The organism is Roseivirga seohaensis subsp. aquiponti (assembly GCF_001267955.1).
GTDB classification, from domain to species: Bacteria; Bacteroidota; Bacteroidia; order Cytophagales; family Cyclobacteriaceae; genus Roseivirga; species Roseivirga seohaensis.
In genome coordinates this window covers 238797-254830 of record NZ_JSVA01000008.1, presented here as the reverse complement: position 1 = coordinate 254830, position 16034 = coordinate 238797, and the positions used below count along the sequence as shown (strand labels likewise).

The following is a 16034-nucleotide window of genomic DNA, read 5'->3' as shown; positions in this document are numbered from 1 at the left end:
GTTATGTGGTTAAAGCTTAAAAATTAAGAACGGCACAATCTTCGCACCAAAATAGACAGAAACTCTAATTCAATTAATAATTTATGTTGAAAGCGAATGATATGTTAATTTGCATCAAAAGCATCACTTTGAAATTAAAATCAATCTTAGTTTTAGTATCATCTGTTCTCCTTCTGCAACCCTTAATGGGTTTTCAGGCAAAGAAGGAGTTGAGATTTGAGGACGAAACGTACGAAAGCACAATTAAAACTGTCCGGATGTATCCTGAAGGCAGCTCCATTCAAAGCAGCCTTGCTCCTGCCATTGCTGAACTAGATCAAACCACAAAACTCTTACTTGAATTTGATGACCTAAGAGATGATGCCGATTATTACTTTGTGCAATTTATTCATTGCAATTCCGATTGGACGCCCTCTGATTTAAGACCAAATATGTATCTGAATAACTTCAATGAATTTGAAATTGAAGATTTCGAGTTTAGTAGCGAATCCAAAATCAATTATGTCCATTATAAATATCGATTGCCTCAATTTCAGTCTACCGGTAATTATATAGCCGTTGTTTACAGAGACAGAAATAAAGAAGACATCATTTTAAGCAAACGATTTAGAGTTTATCAAAATGAAGTGGGTGTGGGTGGAAATATATCTCGCTCTAGTTCGGTAGGCGATAGATTAACCCATCAGCGCATAGAAGTGACCATAAACTATGGCAACCTTAACAGCATTGACCCAAGAGAAGATTTCAAAGTGATTGTTAGGCAAAATCAAAGGCCAGATATGCAATTGAAGCTTAACCCCACTTTTATTGATGAAAACAGCAAGGTAATCCGTTATCAAAACTTAGGTAGCGAAAATGATTTTCCCGGAGGAAATGAGTTTAGGTATTTTGACCTAAGTACGGTAAACTTTAAGGGTAGAAATGTGATAGATGCAGGTTTTGAAAACAATAAACCATTTGCTCAATTGGGAATAGATGAGATGAGAAAAGATGGTTATTTCCAGAATCTGGATCTTAATGGTCAATACTATATTCGTGATTTAGAAGGAGGTGGCACTTTTGCAATAACTTCGGAGTATATAGCTACCACCTTCAGTTTAAAAACCGAAAAACGGCTTACAGATATTTACTTGCTTGGCGCCTTTAACAATTGGAAGAGAGATCGTGAATCGAAACTAAAATGGAATACCCAAAAAGAAGTTTACGAAACAGAATACCTTCTGAAACAAGGCTGGTATGACTACTCCTATTGGAGCGCAGACCCAACAGCGCCAAATGAATTTGAACAAAGCTTTTTTGAAACCGAAAACCTCTACGAGATTTATGTTTACTTCAAACCCATTGGTGGACGTGGAGATATTTTAGTCGGATATTCTAGAATTGATTACAACGGCAGACGCTAATCCTGCTTGGCAGAAATATTCTTTGAAAAGGTATACTGTGTTGATCTATCAATCGGATTTGCATTGGCCAAGTCGACCATTCCAAAACCCTTGTAAGTATAATTTCCGATTCCGCAATTAAATATAAATTCTTGCACTTCCTTAGCTGCATATAATTTAAAAGGCAGCGTATATCCTCTTACTTCGTACTTTACATCCATATCGAATAAAGAGTAAATTCGAGCAAACTTCTTGTCCTTCTCCCTTAGTTTGTTCAAGTATTCTTTATCCGGAACAGCCTGAAATTTATTAAAGCCCTCAATTTGCTCAATATTATATTGGCCAGATTCTTCCATTCTTTGTACAGTAGAGTCAAATAGAAAGTCAGAGAACTCGTCCTTCTCGGGTTCAATAAAACGCTTTCCTTCAGGACCATTGTAAGTGGCAGTAACAGGAATAATTGGGGATATACATATATACTTCATCTCTGAAGTAAACTCCGGAAGTTTCTCCAACTCCGTGTTCTGGGGAATCAATTGAAGATTACCCAATTCAAACTGGTCGAACTTAAAAATTTCGGTGAGCACATAATCGATAAATTCCTTATTAGGTGACGACAAAACAAGTGTTACCAAATTTGAAAAATAATGCAAACCTGTTCTACTTACCTTAGTTTGGCCCTTCAACCCCGAAAAACTGTAATATGGATAATCAATAAATTCCTTCGATCCACCATTCACAATCACGCCCTTTATAAACTGAGCTAGAATATATTGGTGATGAAATGGAAGAACTGCCCCTCTATTCTTAAGTTTAAAAATAATCCTTACTCTCACAACAACTCAACTTTAATTAAAAAACACTCAATGACTTATACGGCTATAAATCAATTGGGTATAGCGATAACTTAATGTCGTCAAAGTTTGTTCAATGACAAGCGAAATTTTTATTGAATTGTTTTATAGCTGCAATTAAACATTGAATCTAAAGTGCATCACATCACCATCTTTAACAATGTATTCTTTGCCTTCGATAGACATTTTACCTGCTTCTTTTACAGCCACCTCGGTTTTATACTGCTCATAGTCAGCAATCTTAATTACCTCAGCTTTAATAAAGCCTTTCTCAAAATCGGTATGAATTACACCTGCAGCTTGCGGTGCAGTCCAGCCTTTTTTGATGGTCCATGCCCTCACCTCTTTAACACCTGCTGTAAAGTAAGTAATTAGGTCTAAAATTGAATATGACGCACGAATCAACTGGCTTAATCCAGATTCTGTCAATCCATATTCCTCAAGGAACATCTGTTTTTCATCTTCTTCTTCCAGTTCAGCAATTTGAGCTTCAATAGCAGCAGAAACAATAATCACCTCAGCGTTTTCTTCCTTCACTCCTTCGCGAAGCGCATCAACAAATTTATTACCAGAGTTAACTGACGCTTCCTCCACATTGGCTACATAAATTACTGGCTTAATGGTAAGTAATTTCAAATCACTTACTGCGGCTAAATCTTCTTTAGTAGCTTCTACAGCCCTAGCGTTTTTACCGGCCTCTAGTGCTGCTTTAAATTTCTCTAAAATTGCGAGTTCTCTTTTGGCTACCGCATCTCCTGATTTCGCGATTTTCGAATTCTTCAGAATTTTCTTCTCAATCGACTCAAGGTCTTTCAGTTGTAATTCTGTATCAATTACTTCCTTGTCGAACATAGGGTCTACTGAGCCGGCCACATGCACTACGTTATCGTCTTCAAAGCAACGCACTACGTGAAGAATGGCATCTACTTCTCTAATATTGGCCAAGAATTTATTTCCTAAACCTTCACCTTTTGAAGCCCCCTTTACCAAGCCAGCAATATCTACAAACTCAATTACCGTAGGCAACACTCGTTGTGGATTTACCAATTTTTCTAACACCTTCAACCTCGGGTCTGGCACGGTAACCACCCCTACATTGGGTTCAATAGTACAAAAAGGAAAATTTGCTGCCTCTGCTTTGGCACTGGATAATGCATTAAAAAGGGTGGATTTGCCCACATTTGGCAATCCTACAATCCCACACTGAAGTCCCATGGTAATTTGCTATGATCTGAAAATACTGTACTGTTTATATCCCCTTCTAAGTTCGACTACCGACACCCTGATAATAGTATATGCAGGAATAGCAGCGATCATTCCGGAGATGCCCGCTATAGAAGCGCCCGCAAAGATAATAACAAATATTTCTAACGGATGTACTTTAACAGATTTGGAGAAAATCAATGGCTGAAGTAGAATATTATCTGTAAGCTGAATTACAGAGAACACCGAAACAACTTTTATAATTAAGAACATATAATCATTTGAAGTGACTAAGTCGGGCGAAGTAGAAAGCCCTACAATAATACCAAATGCCGAACCCAATAGCGGCCCAGCATAAGGGATAAGGTTGGCCAAAGCTGCAAAGAGAGCAATAGTAAGAGAGTATTTAATGCCCATAATTGTAAGCCCAATAGAAGCCATAGTAAAGATGACAATTACTTGAAAAGACAGGCCAAGAAGATAGTTTGAGAGTAGCTTTTCAATTTTATCTAAGGCTGCAATAGAAACTTCAAAATACTTATTTGGTATGGCTACAATAATACTATTCCTTAAAAGTCCCTTTTCATAAAGCAATAGGAAAGTGATAAAACTTAGTGCTAGCAAGCCTACAAAAAAGCTACTCAAAAACGACAAAATAATATTGAGAATACTCTGTACCTGAATCTTACTTATAGCTTCAGTAATGGTATCGCGCAAGCCCTCCACCAAAAAACCTGGCGATTCATTCGACAACCTTTTTTCAAGCAAAAACTCTTCGAACGACCGAATCGGCTCAAGAATGCTCTCGGTAACAGAATCGATATCTAATGTAGAAAGTAAGGATATTTGATCATCAATTAGCGGAATGAACAAAATAACGAATAAGGTAAGTACCAAAATCATAGCGCCAAAAGCCATCAGAATAGCTAGCCATCTTGGTACTTTGAGGTTGAAAAATCTAGCACCACTAATTTTTTCAACCAAAGGCCTTAAAATAGAAGCCAACACCAACGACAATACCAAGTAAGTAAAAATGCTGGTGAAAAAATATATGAACAGAAGCAAGGCTGCTATAATCAGAGCGATATATATGGCTGTTCTTTTCATATCAAAAAAAAGAGCTCCTGAGAAATCAAGAACTCTTAAGTCTTCTTATTTAAAATTTCCTTAATCCCACTTCAAATCAGATCCCTCAGAAGAAGACTCGACCAATGCTTCATCTTCTTCGTTATCAAACTGATCAAAGTCAAATTCGGGCATTAGTTCGGTTTTTACATGATCCACCGCAGAACCAAATGCCTCCATAAATTTATTAAAGTCTTCTTTGTAAAGGAAAATCTTATGCTTTTCATAAGTAAAACCATCGTCCTTATACTTCCTTTTGCTTTCCGTAATGGTAAGGTAATAGTCGTTTGAGCGTGTTGACTTTACATCAAAAAAATAGGTTCTCTTACCTGCCCTTACCCTCTTCGAAAAAATCTCATTCTTGTCACTATCCTTGTTCTCTTCCACTATTCAACATTTAGTTTGGTAAATTACCACGTAGATATAACGCTAAAAACTTATCCAATATAAGCCAATAATAATTACTATTGCAATAGCCGAATGTATAATTCCGTAAACTTAATATATAGAAAACAGTACTCTATTTGGCATGAAGATTCGCATAAAGGCGTATTTTAGACCTTAATTCAATTTTGCTTATGAAGTTTTCTCTAGATGACGTAAAACAATTTACAAACATTGAACTCCTTGCCAAACAGATGGTTGAAGGCTTTATTACGGGACTTCACAAATCGCCATACCATGGTTTTTCGGTAGAGTTTGCAGAACATAGGCTTTACAATACAGGGGAAAGTACGCGCCATGTAGATTGGAAGATTTTCGCTAAAAACGACCGTTTATATACAAAACGATACGAAGAAGAAACCAACCTTAGATGCCAAATCGTAATAGACCAGTCGTCTTCCATGTATTACCCTGAGCACAATTATGGAAAAATGCGATTTAGTGTGTTGGCTGGTGCGGCCCTTACTTACTTGCTACACAAACAACGAGATGCTGTTGGGCTACATACATTCAGTGACAAATTAGAATTAGAAACCCCAGTAAAATCGTCTGCTTCACATATTCATAAGTTGTTCATTCAGTTTAATAGTTTGCTTGAAAAGCAGAAAACCGAAAAACGAACCAATGTCGCTACCATTCTCCACCAGTTGGCGGAAAAAGTACATAGAAGATCGCTGATTGTTATTTTCAGTGATATGTTCGATAATGAAAATAATGAGGCTGAAATATTAGCAGCGCTTCAGCATTTAAAGCACAAAAAACACGAAGTTCTGCTCTTCCATGTTACAGATCATAAAACAGAATTCGACTTTGATTTTGAAGATCGCCCTTATGAGTTTATAGATTCAGAAACCAAAGAAAGAATAAAACTCAACCCAGCCGCCATTAAAAAGGACTTCAAAATTCAAATGGACAGCTATTACAAAGAACTCTACTTGAAGTGCGCAAAACTGAAAATCGACTTGATTGAAGCCGACATTAATTTGGGTTTCGATCAGATTTTAAATTCATACCTAATCAAGAGAAGAAAAATGGCTTAGTGTTCAAAAAATAAAGACACAAAAAAAGCCTTCATTTCTGAAGGCTCTGACTATATTTTAACAAAGCAACGACTTAAACGTGTAACCACTCTTTTTTGGCCATTAACTCTTCTTCCGTTTCTCTATAATCTGGGTCATCTACACAGCAATCAACTGGACAAACAGCCGCACACTGAGGCTCTTCATGAAAACCAGTACACTCTGTGCATTTTCCTGGAACGATATAATAGAATTCGTCTGAAACAGGCTCCTGCATATCATTAGCGTCCAACACAGTTCCATCTTCTAATTCTACTTCACGAAGGTCAGTACCGCCTGCCCAGTTCCATTCTTGGCCACCTTCATATATAGCAGTATTTGGGCATTCTGGTTCGCAGGCCCCACAATTGATACATTCGTCAGTTATAATAATTGCCATTTCTGATCTCCTTTGTAGTTTGTAATCAATTCATAAACAAAAACTATCTGACGAAGTTTCTTCGCCAAAGGTTTTTATTTGCTGCAAAACTAATCACTATTTTGACTTTGAAGTAAACATAAGGTGTATTTTTGCCCAAGATTTACAGAATATGATACTTAAGGAAAGAATTCAGGCCTTTGCCCAGTTAGGAGAACGAATCAAATCGCTAAGTGATACAGAAATCGACAACTTGTGTTTTCGTGCAGGTAATGAAAACTCGTGGTTTACAGCGGAAAGCGTTCAACAGGCGCTCAATGCTTGGAGCGAATCTCTAACAGAGGAATCACTTTCTACTTGGGTTAAGGATTATGTACTTGAGCCCTCCACCCCGAAAAAAGTTGGTTTGGTAATGGCAGGCAATATTCCATTGGTCGGTTTTCATGACCTGCTTTCAGTACTTATTTCTGGGCATATCGCCATGGTAAAGCTGTCTTCTCAAGACAAAATCTTGATGCAGTTTATGATTTCAGAAATCAACGTCATCTCTGAAACGCTCGGGGTTAACATTATTCATGCTGAAAGAATGAATGAAGCGGACGCCATTATTGCTACGGGTTCCGATAACAGTGCCCGCTATTTTAAACACTATTTTGCTAAACATCCGCACATAATCAGGCAAAACCGCACGGCTGTTGCAGTGATTAAGGGTGACGAAACGGCAGAAGAACTCACCAATTTTGGTAAAGATTACTTCCAATATTTTGGTTTAGGCTGCAGAAACATCTCTAAAATATATGCGCCCAAAGGTTATGATTTCGTAAAATTGATCGATGCACTTATGGGTTATGAAAAGGTGCTCGACCATCATAAATACCGTAATAATTACGATTACAATAAATCTATCTATCTCGTAAATGGCGAACCACACCTCGACTCTGGTTTCTTTCTAATGAGAGAAAGTGAAGCGTTGGTCTCTCCTATTTCAGTGCTCTATTATGAATATTACACCAGCCAAGCAGATCTAGACCTAACCCTTGCCCAACATCACAACAAAATTCAGTGTGTGGTTTCTGCCAATGGCTGGTATGAAGGCAGTATCCCCTTAGGAAAAGCGCAACAGCCCGAACTTTCAGACTATGCCGATGGGGTTGACACCCTAGAATTCTTGAGTGGCATATAAAGCCGTTGTAGGTTTCAAACAAAAGGATTAGATTCATCAGCAAAATCAATTCTTAACTATGAAAACCACTTCTAAACTCCTTTGCCTAGGGCTATATCTTTTGCTCACGGTACTCTCTTGCAATTCAGCCGACACGGCAGATGCCATTTATACCAATGGACACATTTACACTTCAGATATTAACAACTCTAAAGTTGAGGCGGTTGCTGTAAAAGATGGGGTGATCGTAGCCACAGGAAGTCTGACCGAAATTGAGGCTATGAAAGGCAAAGAAACCAAAGTAATAGACCTTAATGGCAAAACCATGACTCCAGGCTTTATCGAATCTCATGGGCACTTAATGGGCATTGGCTATAACAAACTAGAACTGGATTTAATGTATGTTAAAACCTATGATGAACTGGTGGAAAAAGTGGCAGAAGCAGTTCAGAAAGCTAAGCCAGGCGAGTGGATTACGGGCCGTGGCTGGCATCAAGATAAATGGATAGAGCGCCCCGACAATATGGTAAAAGGCTTTCAAACGCATGATAAATTAAGTGCCGTTTCACCAGATAACCCCGTTTATCTTCGACACGCCAGTGGTCATGCCACCTTTGCTAATGAAAAAGCGATGCAGCTGGCAGGTGTAAACCGCTTGAGTATTGAACAACTGTCAAGTCAAGTAGAAGGTGGCGAAATAATTAAGGATGACCTAGGCAACCCAACAGGAGTATTTACAGAACGTGCCTCTGGTTTGGTAGGGCGTTTAGTGCCTGGAACTACCGAAGATAAAGACGACCAAGCTTTAGAAATGGCCATTCAAGAATGTTTGGAAAAAGGAATTACTAGTTTTCACGATGCTGGCTCAGGCCAGAACTTTATCGATAGATTAGAGCGATTTAAGACTGAAGGAAAGCTTGGAATCAGAATGTATGTTATGCTTACAGGAAGGTCGCCAGAACTGCTTGAACGATGGTATGAAAGAGGTCCTATGATCGATCCAGACCATTATGTAACTGTCCGCTCTATCAAATTAAATTGCGATGGCGCTTTAGGCCCTCGTGGTGCTTGGCTTTTAGAAGATTATACCGACAGAGCTGGCCATACTGGGCACGAAACACTGCCAATGGAGATGGTAACTGAAGTTTCAGAAAAAGGGCTTCAGCATGGTTTTCAGGTTTGCTCTCACGCCATTGGCGACCGTGCTAACCGAGAAATCCTAGATCGCTATCAAGCTGCTTTTGAGAAACACCCTGATTTGGCCACAGATCACCGTTTTAGAATTGAGCATGCACAACATTTGAGTGGCGCAGACATTCCTCGTTTCGGGCAATTAGGCGTTATTCCGGCCATGCAAGCCATTCACATGAGCTCAGACCGACCTTGGGCAATTGACCGACTGGGTAAAGCTAGAATAGAAGAAGGTGCTTATGTATGGCAAGACTTACTTAAATCTGGGGCAATTATTCCAAACGGAACCGATGCACCAGTAGAGCCTGTTGATCCCATCCCTTCTTTTTATGCATCAGTTTCTCGAAAAACATTAGCAGGTTTACCCGAAGGTGGATTCGAGCCTAATCAGAAAATGACACGTGAACAAGCCTTGAAATCATTTACCATTTTTGGGGCTTATAGCGAGTTCGAAGAAGACTTTAAAGGCAGTATTGAGGTGGGAAAAGTAGCAGACTTTACTGTTTTCGATAAAGACATTATGACTATTCCCGAAGCAGAAATTCTAAAAACCAAAGTTGCGATGACCATTGTAGGTGGAAAAATTCTTTACGAAGCCAAACAGTAAGCTGATCAATTAAAATGGATACAGAACCTAGAATTGTAAGGATTGAGCAAAAGAGAATTGTTGGTAAGCGACTAGAAATGTCGCTTGCCAATAATCGAACTGGGGAACTTTGGGGCAGCTTTATGCCCAGACGAAAAGAAATAGGGAATACGCTCAACTCCAACCTCATTTCTCTGCAGGTATATTCTGAACCTTTAACTCTTGGTCGGTTTGACCAAACCTTTGAAAAATGGGCTGGGGTTGAAGTTTCTGACTTTAATACTATTCCCGAAGGAATGGAAAGTTTTATGTTAGAAGAAGGGCTTTATGCAGTATTCGACTACAAAGGCTCAAGTACAGATCACAGCATTTTTGCTTACATCTTCGGAACATGGTTACCTAAATCAGATTACAATTTAGACAACAGACCTCACTTCGAAATTTTAGGAGCTAAGTACAAAAATGCAGACCCCAATTCTGAAGAAGAAATATGGATTCCAATTAAGCCAAAAAACTAAGTTATAGGCCGGGTTTGCCCTGTCAAATTATTCCTTTTTCCATTGAAAAGGAGATCAACTCCGCGGTGTTTTTCACTCCCAGTTTGTGCATGATGTTTCTACGATGGGTTTTAACTGTATGCTCACTAATAAAAAGCGCTTCCGCAATGGCCTTACTGTTCATTCCCTTGCCAATACAGCCAATAATTTCCTTTTCTCTATCTGATAGTTGATCTACTAAGTTCCCCTCGCTGGGGTTTTTATTACCTCGTAAATAGTCAAAAATTTGATTATTGATTTTTGGGTGAAAATAGTTTTCTCTTCTACTTACCTTTTCAATAGCTTCTGTCAACTCTGATTTTGAAGCATCTTTAAGAATATAGCCTTGCGCACCTGTTTCCAATGTTCTTCTAATGTACTTCATGTCTTGGTGCATGGTGAGCATTAATACAGGAACATCCAAACCGTTCTTTTTCATCAACTCTAAAACCCCAACGCCATCAATCAATGGCATACTAATATCCATTAGAATCATATCAACCTCTATTTCAGAAAGTATGGATGGAACGTTATTGCCGTTGGTAGTAATTTTCACAATTTCAATTCCATCATTGGAATTAAACATAGAGCGAACTCCTTCACCAAATAATTGATGATCATCTACAAGCAAGGCGCGTATCATACTTTTAACAGGGTTTGTTCAATAGATATGGGTAAATCAATAATAACCGTAGTTCCTTTTTCAGGTCTGCTGTCTACTTCAAATTCCCCATGCAATTCGGTAATTCTTTCTTGTAAACTCTTAAGCCCCATTCCTTGCGAATTCTTAATTAAAAAATCAGCATCGAAACCACGACCGTTATCTTCTACAATAATGTTGATAATATCTTCTAAGCAGGTTAATTGAATGGTAAGCTTTGTGGCCTTTGCGTGTTTCAACACATTACTTACAAGCTCTTGAATTACTCTATAAGCCGTAATTTCAATGGTAGAATCTAGTTTTTCTGCACAGTTAGAAGAATGAAATGACACTTGAATTTTCCCTGATTGAGAAATGGAATTGGTCAAGTCCTTTAACGCAGGCACCAAACCAAAGGCTTCTGAAATACCTACATGCATGGAATGAGAAAGGCTTCGAATGTCTATACACGCTTGATCTACAAGTTTGGCCAAATGCTGCATTTGTTGCTCGCTTTCGGGTGTAATTTGCTTATTAGCCGCCACCGTAGTTAAATTCACTTTTACCGTAGCCATTAAGCTACCAAAATGATCATGTAGTTCTTTGGCGATTCGCTTACGTTCTTGCTCCTGCCCTTCTACCATTGCCTCTAGGGTTTTGGTTTGTTGTTGAATCATTAGTTGATTTACTTCCTTGTTTCGCGATTCCTTCTCTTCATTTATCTTCAATTTAGTCAACACAAGGCGCTGCCTAAAATAGAAGTAAAATATGAGTACCAAAACAAATAGAGCAATCGCTAAAATAATGAACACTAACTTATTTGCTGCTTCCTTTTGGGCCAATGCCGCATTTGCTTCACTTTTTGCATTTACCACTTCGTTCTCAAGTTCCAGTTGCGAAATCTGCTTGTCCTTCTTTTCCGACTCATAGATTTCTCTGATCTCAGCCAGTTGACTCGCCTTTTCAACATTATCCAAACTATCCTTCACCACTTCGTATTGAAGACGATAGTCGTAAGCTTTGGATGAACGACCTAAAGCTTGATTAACTTCTGAAAGCCCTAATAAAGACCTACGAATTAGCGAAGGCAGCTTAAGCTCCTTACCAATATCATAAGCCTTCTGATAATTTCGTAAAGCTTCGGCATACTCTTTCGTATCGTAATTGGCTATGGCTAAACTGTTGTAAGTTTGACCTAGAGCATCAGAATCCTTTAACTCTTCTTTCCTCAAAATACTTTCCTGATAGTAAGCTTTGGCCTTGTCGTACTCGTTTAACTGCTTGTATGCAATTCCATAACCATGTTGAACCATAGCCAAATCGCGGGTTCTGTTTCTATCTGTATAAATCTCTTCACTCAACTTTAAGTACTCCAAGGCCTCACCCGGTGAATTTTGAAGAAGGTAAACATCAGCCATACTTAAATAAACTTGCGCCTTATCAATTTCACTATCTAGTGATTCATAGATGGCCAAACTTTTATCGAAGTACTCTAAGGCAAGCGGTAAATCAGACAACCTTTTATACAGCAACCCAATATTGTGTAGAGTGCTCGCTTCATTTGCTTTTACATCTTCCAAAGACCTATATATTACCAAGCTTTTAAGGTAAAAGTTGAGCGCCAATTTAAAAAAGCCCATATTATTATAGCAATTACCTATATTATTAAAATTATTAGCTATCCCTTTCTGGTAATTGGTCTTTACATGAAAGACATTGGCCTCATTGTACTTTTCAATTGCCTTTTCGTAGCGCCCTATTTCAGAATAATAAACCCCAAGGTTAGTAATAGTAATACCGAGCGATACCGTATCTTTTAATTCCTGCTTTATATCAATACTTCTTTGATAATAAATAAAAGCACTATCTGTAGCTCCTGTATCTCTAAAAATATTCGCTATGTTTTGGAGCGTTTTGGCCATTCCTGCAGAATCTGATAACATTTGCCTATTTTCCAAACTCTTGCGATAATGCGCTTCAGCTAAGCTAAGGTCGCCATTTCTCTTCTCTAAAACCCCCATTAAGTTATAGGCCTTAGCTAGCACTTCGTAGTTTTGGGTATTAGTAGCTTTTTGAATGGCTGTTAAGGAGTATTGCTGCGACTTGACATAATCCTTTAATGCATAATAAGTCTTTGCTTTTACCCATTCGCTTTCGGCCTGAACATTTTCAAGGGTTTTAGGAGAAGCTAAATTCTCTGCCATTTTTAGCAATAGCAACACTGAATCAATATTGCTTTTACCCATTTCTTCTGCCTGGGCTTGAAGAGCGGTTATTTTTGATTGATCTTGATAAGGACTTGCCTCTATTAAAAAAGTTAAAAAAAAGGCCATGAGACCTAGCGGTAACGTAAAAAATAATGGCCGAAACATATGCCTTAATCCCATGGTCTAAATTTACAATTAATCTACTTCTTCCTCTCCATCGTCAGTTGCTTTACCAACCTCACCCTCTTCTGGGTCTCCGTGTACGGGAATCACAAAAATATTTCTCTTTATCAGTTTTCTTGAAAACTCTTTGGTAAAACACACTTTAAAATTAAAGCACTGAAGCATACTATCTGGAGTACCTTCCTCACTTAAATTTATAAAAACAAAAAGCTCTGTTCCCATGTAAGTACACACTATGGCTGATTTAGCATCGAGCACAAAGTTAGAGGGGGCATAAAACACTATGCTGAGCTCAGAACATTTTGTAGTTGCATTCTTTACCAATTTTAAATGTGGTGCAAAAACCTTAGGAACTCCGAACCCTCCTCCTTGAACATTCTCAAATTGTAACCCTTTGGCTACAAGGCATTCTGCTGACCCATAGACACCATTGGTGCCTAATGGGTATGTGCTTACTGTTGACATAATTATACTGGTTTTAGTTGAAATCTCTCTTCAAAAGTACGCCTACTAACATTTTGGCCGATACCTCTAAAGTGGTATCGTGAAATTACTACTTACAGCCGATTAAACCCTTCTTTTAATCCCCCAATTTTGGAATGTCTTAAACATTAGATCATCCATATTTCTTCAAGTCTATTTAAGTAGCTAAGCAAGAAGATTTACTGATTTATCTAAAAAACCACAATGGGAACTACTGAACTAATAATTATTAACGACTGGACAGAAGAGGTAAAGGTTTACCTTACTTTAGACGAGGGGGAGGAGTACATCTCTGACATTAGTAAAATACCCTTTGTTAAAGAAACAACAAGTTCAAATCAAGGTTACTTTGTTTTAGGCCCTGGTAAATTCATTTCGTACAATTCTCCGCAAGGCAAAACATTTAGTGGCAATATCGCATTCAATTCTCCACCGCTTAATTGCCCAACAGACGATTTCCCTATGGGGATTAACTTGGCCGAATTCACTTTAAATTCATACAGTACTAACCCAAAAAGTTGGGAAACAGTGGATATAAGCAATGTATCAGGAGCAAACTCTTACTTAAAATTTCTTTTAACAGATGGAGAGAAATGGAATGCAGGACCAAACCATCCAAATGTAACAAAGTTCAAAAATGCAGCGCTTGGTAAAAACATTGGGAATATTGGCGTTTTTCCATATGGCTGCGATATATGTACAGCAAGCGTAGCTCCTCCAATATGTGGCAATAAACCTATAGGCGCTCCCTCTTCCCCTATTCCACAAACTGATGCCATTTGTAACGTTCAAAGAGCCGCATCAAACGCAGGGGGTACAGTATCACTTTTTTACATGGGGCCTATACCAGTACATAAAGTATAGATTAAAGATTTTCGCTAGCAGTTGGATTAAATGGTTATCCAATCATAGTGGTGTTTAGGAGAGGAAGGGTGCCGTACGGGCACCTTTTTCTTTTTATAGCTATTTACAAAATTAAGACCAGCAAAGCCTAACCAATCACCTACATCTCTGGCCTAAAATTTGGTTAGCTGAACAGTCAGTTTGTTTTATAATCTCCAAATCAATTACGAACTTTGGCCTATGCGTAAATTACTCGTTCCCCTATTCACCATTCTACTTAGCATAAGTTTAATTGGACAGACACCAATTAAAGTAATGACCTATAATATTCGCTATGACAACCCGAATGATGGAGAAAACCATTGGGAATTGCGTAAGCGCTGGCTTGCAAACCAAATTAACTTTATCGAACCAGATGTTTTGGGAATTCAAGAAGGGCTTGCACATCAAGTTACTTTTTTAGAAGATGCTTTACCCACCTACAATCATATTGGCGTAGGCCGAGATGATGGTAAAGAAGCAGGAGAATACACCGCGATTTTCTACAAAAGTGAAAACCTAGAACTGATCAATCAAAATACATTTTGGCTTTCGGAAACTCCAGAAAAACCTAGTGTAGGCTGGGATGCCGCACTCGAAAGAATTTGCACCTATGCCTTGTTTCAGCATAAAGTTACCAATCAAAAATTTTGGGTTTTCAATACCCATTTCGATCATGTAGGAGATACCGCAAGAGCAAACAGTGTAGATCTTATTACAACTGAAATAAGAAAACTGAACATGGAGAATCTACCTGTCTTTTTAATGGGAGATTTAAACCTAGAACCAGATTCTGAACCTATTCAAAAACTCAGTTCTAGAATGAACGATGCTCGCCACTATAGCACTGACTTAGTTTTTGGCCCCAAAGGTACTTTCAACGGATTTAAACATAATGAGCCTGTAACCAGACGAATCGACTATATTTTCACCAACCCTTATAAAGTTGAAGTAAGAAAATATGCCGTATTAAGTGACTCTAAAGACAAAAAATACCCTTCTGATCATTTACCAGTTGTGGTAGAGGCAATATTAAAACAATAGTATTAGCCTAATAAATACCCTAAAGTGGAAGGCTGGTATAATAGCCAGCCCGTTAAACTATAGCGATTAACTTGAGTTTTCATAACCTCATGAGGAACCGTATCACTTTTAAACATGACGCATCTACCTGCTAAAGGTTCAACCAAGAGTTCTCCACCGTTTTCCTTAAAAATCTTAAGCTCCCCGCCATCTCCTGGTTTCCACCCCACATTTAGGTAGATAATCACTGAAATCAGTCGGTTACTCCTGCCTTTAAACTGGTCGATGTGTTTTTTGTAAAAAGCACCAATGGGGTAATGGGCCAAGTGAAATTCGCAGCCTGAAAGACTGAGGTAACAAAGCTGGTTAAGCTGTTGAATCAATTCATCTGATAGCTGGAAAAAAGATTCCATTTCAAGGTCGTTCTTCCGTTCCAGCCAATATATTTTATCTCCGCGAATTGATTTCTCTAATTGTTTATGGTTTAATGCACCAATAGCCGCATCAGAAAAACCATCCATCTCTAGGCGATCGAGAAAATAAGTTCGGATGCTCTCAAACAATTGCTTATCGAGAAAATCATCAATTACTACAAAATCATTTTGTGAGAGCTGATCAACCCAGTCGATCCACTGCTCTTCCGAGAACTTAGTCATTTGAAAAAAGCCTGCGAAAGTAATCAAGTTTCAATAAACA

The 16034-nt window shown here is 38.4% G+C and carries 16 protein-coding genes; 7 read left to right on the top strand and 9 right to left on the bottom strand.

Annotated elements, in window-relative coordinates; genetic code table 11:
* The first annotated feature begins 83 nt into the window (after positions 1–83).
* Entirely contained in the window at positions 84–1403 is a 1320-nt protein-coding gene (locus OB69_RS08045) for a type IX secretion system plug protein (protein ID WP_082338120.1), read from the top strand.
* On the opposite strand, the gene cas6 is transcribed toward OB69_RS08045, so the two are convergent.
* The 4 genes from cas6 to OB69_RS08025 all read right to left on the bottom strand — a co-directional run bounded on the left by cas6 (position 1400) and on the right by OB69_RS08025 (position 4951).
* Positions 1400–2218, bottom strand: a complete 819-nt coding sequence (gene cas6, locus OB69_RS08040; RefSeq protein ID WP_053223189.1) for a CRISPR-associated endoribonuclease Cas6 — start codon at positions 2216–2218, stop codon at positions 1400–1402. The two genes, OB69_RS08045 and cas6, sit on opposite strands and share 4 nt — an antisense overlap.
* A 135-nt stretch (positions 2219–2353) precedes the next feature.
* Entirely contained in the window at positions 2354–3451 is a 1098-nt protein-coding gene (ychF, locus tag OB69_RS08035; RefSeq protein ID WP_053223188.1) for a redox-regulated ATPase YchF, read from the bottom strand.
* Between the two features lie 9 nt (positions 3452–3460).
* A complete protein-coding gene (locus tag OB69_RS08030) occupies positions 3461–4546 on the bottom strand; it encodes an AI-2E family transporter (protein WP_053223187.1) in 1086 nt (361 codons plus the stop codon).
* A 60-nt stretch (positions 4547–4606) separates the two neighbouring features.
* Complete coding sequence (locus OB69_RS08025) at positions 4607–4951, bottom strand: DUF3276 family protein (protein WP_053223186.1); 345 nt, start codon at positions 4949–4951, stop codon at positions 4607–4609.
* Between the two features lie 191 nt (positions 4952–5142).
* Here OB69_RS08025 and OB69_RS08020 point away from each other — a divergent pair, with 191 nt between their 5' ends.
* Positions 5143–6048, top strand: a complete 906-nt coding sequence (locus tag OB69_RS08020; RefSeq protein ID WP_053223185.1) for a DUF58 domain-containing protein — start codon at positions 5143–5145, stop codon at positions 6046–6048.
* Between the two features lie 73 nt (positions 6049–6121).
* Here OB69_RS08020 and OB69_RS08015 read toward each other — a convergent pair whose 3' ends face one another.
* Positions 6122–6466 carry a 4Fe-4S binding protein gene (locus OB69_RS08015; RefSeq protein WP_053223184.1) on the bottom strand — a complete coding sequence of 115 codons (345 nt, stop codon included), beginning with the start codon at positions 6464–6466 and terminating at the stop codon, positions 6122–6124.
* A gap of 151 nt (positions 6467–6617) precedes the next feature.
* On the opposite strand from OB69_RS08015, the gene OB69_RS08010 reads away from it, so the two are divergent.
* From OB69_RS08010 to OB69_RS08000, 3 genes are read left to right on the top strand one after another with little or no spacing between them, the layout of a single operon-like run.
* Positions 6618–7628 carry an acyl-CoA reductase gene (locus OB69_RS08010; protein WP_053223183.1) on the top strand — a complete coding sequence of 337 codons (1011 nt, stop codon included), beginning with the start codon at positions 6618–6620 and terminating at the stop codon, positions 7626–7628.
* A 58-nt stretch (positions 7629–7686) separates the two neighbouring features.
* On the top strand, positions 7687–9405 hold the full coding sequence (locus tag OB69_RS08005; protein ID WP_053223182.1) for an amidohydrolase: 1719 nt from the start codon (positions 7687–7689) through the stop codon (positions 9403–9405).
* Positions 9406–9419: 14 nt separating this feature from the next.
* Positions 9420–9902 carry a GyrI-like domain-containing protein gene (locus OB69_RS08000; protein ID WP_053223181.1) on the top strand — a complete coding sequence of 161 codons (483 nt, stop codon included), beginning with the start codon at positions 9420–9422 and terminating at the stop codon, positions 9900–9902.
* A 22-nt stretch (positions 9903–9924) separates the two neighbouring features.
* Here OB69_RS08000 and OB69_RS07995 read toward each other — a convergent pair whose 3' ends face one another.
* The 3 genes from OB69_RS07995 to OB69_RS07985 form a co-directional block, all read right to left on the bottom strand.
* Complete coding sequence (locus OB69_RS07995; protein ID WP_053223180.1) at positions 9925–10563, bottom strand: response regulator; 639 nt, start codon at positions 10561–10563, stop codon at positions 9925–9927.
* Positions 10560–12764 carry a tetratricopeptide repeat-containing sensor histidine kinase gene (locus tag OB69_RS07990; RefSeq protein ID WP_185096883.1) on the bottom strand — a complete coding sequence of 735 codons (2205 nt, stop codon included), beginning with the start codon at positions 12762–12764 and terminating at the stop codon, positions 10560–10562. The genes OB69_RS07995 and OB69_RS07990 overlap by 4 nt, the downstream gene beginning before the upstream one ends.
* A 198-nt stretch (positions 12765–12962) precedes the next feature.
* Positions 12963–13415 (bottom strand): hypothetical protein, encoded by a 453-nt coding sequence (locus OB69_RS07985; protein ID WP_053223178.1) that lies wholly within the window; start codon positions 13413–13415, stop codon positions 12963–12965.
* Positions 13416–13637: 222 nt separating this feature from the next.
* On the opposite strand from OB69_RS07985, the gene OB69_RS07980 reads away from it, so the two are divergent.
* Positions 13638–14297, top strand: coding sequence for a hypothetical protein (locus tag OB69_RS07980; RefSeq protein ID WP_053223177.1), 660 nt, complete (start codon positions 13638–13640; stop codon positions 14295–14297).
* 219 nt (positions 14298–14516) lie between these two features.
* A complete protein-coding gene (locus tag OB69_RS07975) occupies positions 14517–15359 on the top strand; it encodes an endonuclease/exonuclease/phosphatase family protein (protein WP_053223176.1) in 843 nt (280 codons plus the stop codon).
* A 2-nt stretch (positions 15360–15361) separates the two neighbouring features.
* On the opposite strand, the gene OB69_RS07970 is transcribed toward OB69_RS07975, so the two are convergent.
* Complete coding sequence (locus OB69_RS07970; protein ID WP_053223311.1) at positions 15362–15994, bottom strand: 2OG-Fe(II) oxygenase; 633 nt, start codon at positions 15992–15994, stop codon at positions 15362–15364.
* Between the last annotated feature and the right edge of the window lie 40 nt (positions 15995–16034).

What these genes read in the sequence shown, in the direction of transcription:
- OB69_RS08010 (WP_053223183.1), top strand. Translation starts at nt 6,618, where the DNA reads ATGATACTTAAGGAAAGAATTCAGGCCTTTGCCCAGTTAGGAGAACGA.
- OB69_RS08015 (WP_053223184.1), bottom strand. Translation starts at nt 6,466, where the DNA reads ATGGCAATTATTATAACTGACGAATGTATCAATTGTGGGGCCTGCGAA.
- OB69_RS08000 (WP_053223181.1), top strand. Translation starts at nt 9,420, where the DNA reads ATGGATACAGAACCTAGAATTGTAAGGATTGAGCAAAAGAGAATTGTT.
- OB69_RS07985 (WP_053223178.1), bottom strand. Translation starts at nt 13,415, where the DNA reads ATGTCAACAGTAAGCACATACCCATTAGGCACCAATGGTGTCTATGGG.
- OB69_RS08020 (WP_053223185.1), top strand. Translation starts at nt 5,143, where the DNA reads ATGAAGTTTTCTCTAGATGACGTAAAACAATTTACAAACATTGAACTC.
- OB69_RS07970 (WP_053223311.1), bottom strand. Translation starts at nt 15,994, where the DNA reads ATGACTAAGTTCTCGGAAGAGCAGTGGATCGACTGGGTTGATCAGCTC.
- OB69_RS07995 (WP_053223180.1), bottom strand. Translation starts at nt 10,563, where the DNA reads ATGATACGCGCCTTGCTTGTAGATGATCATCAATTATTTGGTGAAGGA.
- ychF (WP_053223188.1), bottom strand. Translation starts at nt 3,451, where the DNA reads ATGGGACTTCAGTGTGGGATTGTAGGATTGCCAAATGTGGGCAAATCC.
- OB69_RS07980 (WP_053223177.1), top strand. Translation starts at nt 13,638, where the DNA reads ATGGGAACTACTGAACTAATAATTATTAACGACTGGACAGAAGAGGTA.
- OB69_RS08030 (WP_053223187.1), bottom strand. Translation starts at nt 4,546, where the DNA reads ATGAAAAGAACAGCCATATATATCGCTCTGATTATAGCAGCCTTGCTT.
- OB69_RS08045 (WP_082338120.1), top strand. Translation starts at nt 84, where the DNA reads ATGTTGAAAGCGAATGATATGTTAATTTGCATCAAAAGCATCACTTTG.
- OB69_RS08005 (WP_053223182.1), top strand. Translation starts at nt 7,687, where the DNA reads ATGAAAACCACTTCTAAACTCCTTTGCCTAGGGCTATATCTTTTGCTC.
- OB69_RS07975 (WP_053223176.1), top strand. Translation starts at nt 14,517, where the DNA reads ATGCGTAAATTACTCGTTCCCCTATTCACCATTCTACTTAGCATAAGT.
- OB69_RS07990 (WP_185096883.1), bottom strand. Translation starts at nt 12,764, where the DNA reads ATGGCAGAGAATTTAGCTTCTCCTAAAACCCTTGAAAATGTTCAGGCC.